General features: G+C 38.8%; 5 protein-coding genes. 1 reads left to right on the plus strand and 4 read right to left on the minus strand.

Annotated features, from left to right (window positions below):
• Positions 1-198 precede the first annotated feature (198 nt).
• On the plus strand, positions 199-2,133 hold the full coding sequence (locus CJD30_RS11250; protein WP_294919160.1) for a methyl-accepting chemotaxis protein: 1,935 nt from the start codon (positions 199-201) through the stop codon (positions 2,131-2,133).
• Between the two features lie 12 nt (positions 2,134-2,145).
• Here CJD30_RS11250 and CJD30_RS11255 read toward each other — a convergent pair whose 3' ends face one another.
• Genes CJD30_RS11255 through CJD30_RS11270 form a run of 4 tightly spaced genes read right to left on the minus strand, consistent with a single transcriptional unit; the run spans position 2,146 to position 5,691 of the window.
• The gene (locus CJD30_RS11255) at positions 2,146-3,231 is read right to left on the minus strand and encodes a response regulator (protein WP_294919163.1); all 1,086 of its coding nucleotides are present in this window, start codon (positions 3,229-3,231) and stop codon (positions 2,146-2,148) included.
• 13 nt (positions 3,232-3,244) lie between these two features.
• On the minus strand, positions 3,245-3,445 hold the full coding sequence (locus tag CJD30_RS11260) for a hypothetical protein (protein ID WP_294919166.1): 201 nt from the start codon (positions 3,443-3,445) through the stop codon (positions 3,245-3,247).
• A gap of 3 nt (positions 3,446-3,448) precedes the next feature.
• Positions 3,449-3,877, minus strand: coding sequence for a CZB domain-containing protein (locus CJD30_RS11265; protein ID WP_294919168.1), 429 nt, complete (start codon positions 3,875-3,877; stop codon positions 3,449-3,451).
• Positions 3,878-3,879: 2 nt separating this feature from the next.
• Entirely contained in the window at positions 3,880-5,691 is a 1,812-nt protein-coding gene (locus CJD30_RS11270) for a methyl-accepting chemotaxis protein (protein WP_294919171.1), read from the minus strand.
• Between the last annotated feature and the right edge of the window lie 56 nt (positions 5,692-5,747).

Below are 5,747 nucleotides of genomic sequence, written 5' to 3' on the forward strand. Positions count from 1 at the left end.
CAACTTTCGTCCCAACCGCTAAAAGCGAAGATGACATCTGGGAAAGCTTCTAAGGGCTTTCTCTGGGGCTATTTTTAACCTTTATTTTCTTGCAACCTCAAACTCATTAACTGTATAAAATAAATTAAGTGTAATTCTCTCAAATCTTTATGGTATGATGCAAAATAAGAAAAAAAAATAATAGTATTGAGGTTCATCATGTTCTCAAAAATTTCATTATCTAAACAATTGGCGCTTCTCATTCTCATTCCGTTAATAGGGCTATTGTATTTTGCTATACCAAAAACTCTTGAGCTTCTTCAAAATCGCAGCGTAATTATAGAAACATCAAATAAACTGAATGAGGCAAAAAAACTGAGTCAATTGATTCATGAATTGCAAAAAGAACGTGGAAAATCAGCCGGATTTTTAGCTAAAGCCGATAGCGTAGCCGCACCGCTTCTTGAACAACGTATACTCTCTGATAAAGTATTAGCCGAATACATGGCAACTGGGGCGAAAAATTCTCTAAACGATGAGTTATCTGATTGTCGTTCAAAAGTAGATAGCCGTTCATTAAAACCTGTAGAATCGACAAAAAAATATACCCTTATGATTGAAAAAGTGATGAAACTTTATCTTCAGCTTGTATATAAAGAGAGTGTAGGGGGGACAAAGAATGATTTGCTGGATCATTACTGGCTTCTTGTCGCAAAGGAAAATATGGGAAGAATCAGAGCAACGTTGAACGGTGCGTTTACATCCGATCAATTTGATGCCGCAAGTTGGGGATTTTTCTCGACCATTGTAGGCGGATATGAGAATTCGGTGAATACGTTTAAGCTGTTCGTCCCCGAAGAATTTTCTAGTGAATTTGAAAAGTATGAAAAAAGTGCAAGCGGACAAAAAACATTTGCAATGATTGATCTTGCAAAAAGTAAAAATCTGGACGGGAAATTTGGAGTTGATCCAAAAGAGTGGTTTAGTACCGTTTCTGGATATATTGATGATCTCAAAAAGCTGGAAGATCACCATATGGATACGATTATAGATCGTACGGAAAAAAATCTGACCGATACAACCATGCAAATGTGGATTGGAATCGTGATGAGTTTTGGAGTCATCGTAATTGCTTTGATTGTGGGGTGGATGATTGTCCCATCGCTGATAGCATCAATTCATCAGTTAGAAAAAACATTAAATACAATGGCTTCAGAACGTCGTATCAGTGATCAGATTACATGTAATGCATCTCCAGAACTGGATCGGATGGCGGAGAGTTTGAAACATTTGATGAGAGAAATACGAGATGTGTTTTCAGCAATAGAAACAAGCAGCAATGAAAATATGTCTGTTAGTGCAGAATTGAGTCAGACAACCATCGTTGCCGGAAAAAATGCAGAAGATGAATCTCGCAGTGTCAGTAAAATGGCTGATAACCTCAAAAGTATCATAGGTGATGTGGAACTAACGGCTGAACAGATGAAAATGCTCAAAACCAATGTAGAACGTACAGAAAAATCGTTGTATGAATCGGAACGCTCACTGAAAAGTATGGTAGCGAAATTGGCTGTTGATGTGGAAGAAGAACAGCAAATTAGCCATCGTTTAACGGAACTTACTCAACAAGCCGATCAGGTAAAAGCAGTTTTGACTGTTATCGCGGATATTGCAGATCAAACCAATCTTTTAGCACTCAATGCAGCGATTGAAGCAGCACGTGCAGGAGAACACGGTAGAGGATTTGCGGTTGTTGCGGATGAAGTCCGCAAACTAGCGGAGCGAACGCAAAAAAGTTTGGTTGAAACCAATGCAACCGTAAATGTTATTGTTGACTCGATCAGCAGTTTGAGCCGTGAAATGAATCATAACGCCGATGATGTTGAAGGTCTCGGTCGTCTCTCATCAAAAGTGCAAGAAGAGACATCAAGTGTGATGGAAGCTATGAAGAGTACGGTAGATGTTGTAGAAAAAGTGGTATCAACAACAGTCAATAATACCAAAATGTTGATAGATACCGTTGGAGAAATCGATAATGTACATCAGCTGTCTATGAGTAACACCCGGAGCGTTGAAGAAATTGCCGCTGCTGCACAATATCTTGAAACGATGACTGCTGATTTGAAACGGGTTGTAAATCGCTTTAGGGTTTAATGTTACTAAGGATTAAAAAAATTCAAATTCGTCTTGTTGTGAGGGTGCTTGTGCTGAGTCATCAAGCATTGCTCTAAGACTCATCGCATCGCTGAGAATGGAATTATCCATATAATGGATATCTTCTACTTCCTGATAAAAGAAAATTTGAAGTCGCCATTGTTCAAGATTATTGACGAGTGCTCCGAGCATTGGAAGAACAAGGATGATTTTATGTTTTTCTTTTACAGATTCCAATGTATAGGTAAGCTCTTGAATCGCGAATGCTAACGAACTGAATTGCGGGATCATTTCAATCACTTTAGCATAATTGCTGATAATGGTGATAATCTCATGAATAAGACGTTCAGGTTCTTGTCGCTTAGTATTCAAAATAAGATGATTCAAACGGTTTTCTAACTCTTCTAAATCTTCATTTGTTTTATCGAGCTCAAGAGGGTAGGTATCATAAAACTCTTTAGCACTCATTTTTGCTTGATGTGTATGAATAATTTCAATCATTTGATGCTCTTTGGTATGAACGGATGATTGTTGAAGGGTTAGAGGAAGCTCTTTGGAAGATTCGCTTTTATCTTTTTTCAGTTGTTCAAGCTCTTGTTTGAGAAGATTGGTATCTTTGAGCAGTTCTTGATTGATCGATTCGAGTGTGGCATTTAAGTAAGCATTCATATCTTGCTCATAGATTTTATGGCATATTTTGGAGAGCGTCTCTAGCAGTTTATGGATATCAAATGGTTTTTGGATAAAGCCATTAGCGCCCATCTGGAGGAGTTCCATTAAAACATCGCTCTCGTTATGTCCTGATGTGACAATGATTTTCGTGTCCGATTCAAATTTTTGGAATTCACGAAGCATCTCAATACCGGACATTTCAGGCATTTCCAAATCTGTAATGATCAGATTGTGTTTTTTTTCCTGATATAAAAACAGTGCCTCAAGACCGTTTTCGGCGAGATCGATATTGCAACAAAAGTGTGATAGCATATGATGTAGCTGTTCACGTGCAATCAGTTCATCCTCTACGATAAGAATGTTTATAGTATGACCTATCTCTTTTAACTCTTTTAATACAGCAGCAGAATCAAATGTTTTTGTCATAGGTATTCCTATTCTAGTGTGTTTCTTCGTGTGAAGCAATTTCTTCTAAAAGATCATCCAGTAGTGTTAGAAAAGGGTCATTGTCGAGGTCAAAAGATGGGGGAATCTCTTGTAGAGAGTCATCATCTTCAAGTTCGATCAAAGCTTCTTCAATCGCATCATTAATACTTTTTGTCCATTCCGGCTCTAGGGTGTTGTCAGATGTAGGGTTCATATATTATCCTTTACACTTAGTGGTTTTTACATGATCAAGACCCTGAAACACCCCTAATGTTGCTATTTCCAGTTCACGGCTAATGTTTTCCATAGTCTCCATTGAGGCATTGGCAACATAAGAATCGATGTAATTCTGAACCCCTTTATGAACATCTTCATGATGCTTTAAAAGGGCATTCCATTCGGATGTTTGTGCGAATGCAGATGACTTATGTTCATTGATCCATTTTCCAAGGTTACACTCATGGTGGCTGGTTACTTTCCAACTAGTGATTTCAGATTTGAGTTTGTTGTAGGTATTTTCTTTGAAATTAATGTGATCGATTTTGAGTTTAGCCGTATCGAAAATTAGACCAACATCACAGTTTTGTTGATCCGCTGATTTTTCGTAAGTGACACGTGTCAGCATATGCTCGAATGTCTGTGTCATTTCTAAAATTTCATTGGAAATGATCGCGACGTTATTGGCGTTTTGGCATTTTGCTGCGTCATTTGATCGAGTTGTGTGATCGCACCGTTAATTTGATTGATGCCTGACATTTGTTCATGGCTTGCATTGGCAACATCACGTACCATTTCATCCGTTTGATCGATTTTTTGAGCAATGGTTGTAAAACTTTCCATCATGTGTTTGGATGTTTCCAATCCTGCACGTGATTTCTCCCGTGCTGCTTGGGCAAGTTCCTGTATCTGCGCGGCTGCATCAGCACTGCGGTTAGCGAGGTTTCGTACTTCTTGGGCAACCACTGCGAATCCTTTTCCTGCTTCTCCTGCCGTTGCTGCTTCGACCGCCGCATTGAGCGAGAGGATATTGGTTTGAAACGCAATATTATTAATGATATCAACTGCCTGATGTATTGCCTCGGTTGCACTGACTATTTCATTCATGGCTTCCAGACTTTCTCTGGCAACTGTATTGCCTTTTTCAGCTGTCTGTTTTGCTTCAAGAGCGGCTTTTGCCATATGCTCGGTTTTCGCAACGTTGGATGCGACATTGCTTGTGAGCTCTTCGATTGCAGCAGCCGTTTCTTCCAGTGAAGAAGCCTGTTCGTTTGCACTGGTGCTGAGTTCTTCACCGGTAGTATTCAAATGGCTGGCATCGGCCGTAAATTCACGTGAAAACTTTGCAATCAATGAAAAAATTTCACTGTTGGATTGAGCAACCGTTAAAACGGTTTGTTGCAGAGATGCAAAAGAACCTTTGGTCGCGATTGATCTATTGGAGGCATTTGCATAGTTTCCTTGTGCAAAATCGACTTGCATCGCGGTGAGAGTAGAGAATACATTATGTATTTCATCCAATAAAGCATTTAATGTTTGAGAGAGGTTAATGAGATTTGTATCATGGTAGCGTGCGGTGATACGATGATGCAGGTGCCCTTGAGATGCATCGGAACAGACGATTTGAAAATCATTGATCGCTTGTTTTTGTTCGATGATTTTTGCTTCCAAACTAGCGATATTTTCGTTGATCATAGATCCCATAGTTCCGAATTCATCTTTGCCTAAATCAGGTATGGATTCTGCACGCTCACTTTCTCCTCCCAAAAAGCCAAAAAATGAATTTAGACCGTTTTGCACAGAATGAAGAGATCCTTTAATCTGAGAGACAATGAGAAACATTACAACAATCATGGTAAGTAACCCTGCGATACCCGCAATAGCAGCAATAATGCTCCAATATGTCAAATCTGCTTTAAAAGCTTTTTTCATATCAGCGGCTTCAGTCATTTTAGACTCAACCAGTTTTTCCATGGAATGACGTGATGCTTTGGCTACCGGTGTGAATTCTTTGTGGTACTGGTGATATACAGCTTGAAGATCAGTTGTGTCTTTTTGAATAGTGTGCATCAGATCACGAGAAGAGGTTATAAAAATCATGGAGTCGTGTTGAGCCTGTTTGTAAAAGGCTTCTTGCTCCGAAGAAGTGATAGTGTCTTGTAAATGTTTAAATGATTTTTCGATTTTTTCATGGGTTTTATCGAGCTTTTCAAGATTCTCTTCTAGATTGCCACCCAGCATTATTTCACGAGCAACACGACTAAAATAATTGAGTTCTTTCTCGGTTTCCAAAACTGTTTTTACCCCATCAAAACTATTGTGTTCAAATGCTTCGAAAGATTTTCCTAAATTCTGAGTCGCTGTCAAAAATATAGTTGTTTCAATGATTAAAACAATAGTCGCTATCCCCATAATAGCACCGAGTTTTCGCATAACCGACATGTTGGCAATTAATGCTTTCATAGATGTGGTTCTCCTTGTTTGCTAAGCTAAAAATAGTATTTAATTCAGATTAACGC

This window comes from Sulfuricurvum sp. PD_MW2 (assembly GCF_002633015.1).
Lineage (GTDB): Bacteria > Campylobacterota > Campylobacteria > Campylobacterales > Sulfurimonadaceae > Sulfuricurvum.

Excerpts from the sequence above, each read along its gene's own strand:
- CJD30_RS11265 (WP_294919168.1), bottom strand. The coding sequence starts at position 3,877 with ATGACACAGACATTCGAGCATATGCTGACACGTGTCACTTACGAAAAA.
- CJD30_RS11250 (WP_294919160.1), top strand. The coding sequence starts at position 199 with ATGTTCTCAAAAATTTCATTATCTAAACAATTGGCGCTTCTCATTCTC.
- CJD30_RS11255 (WP_294919163.1), bottom strand. The coding sequence starts at position 3,231 with ATGACAAAAACATTTGATTCTGCTGCTGTATTAAAAGAGTTAAAAGAG.
- CJD30_RS11270 (WP_294919171.1), bottom strand. The coding sequence starts at position 5,691 with ATGAAAGCATTAATTGCCAACATGTCGGTTATGCGAAAACTCGGTGCT.
- CJD30_RS11260 (WP_294919166.1), bottom strand. The coding sequence starts at position 3,445 with ATGAACCCTACATCTGACAACACCCTAGAGCCGGAATGGACAAAAAGT.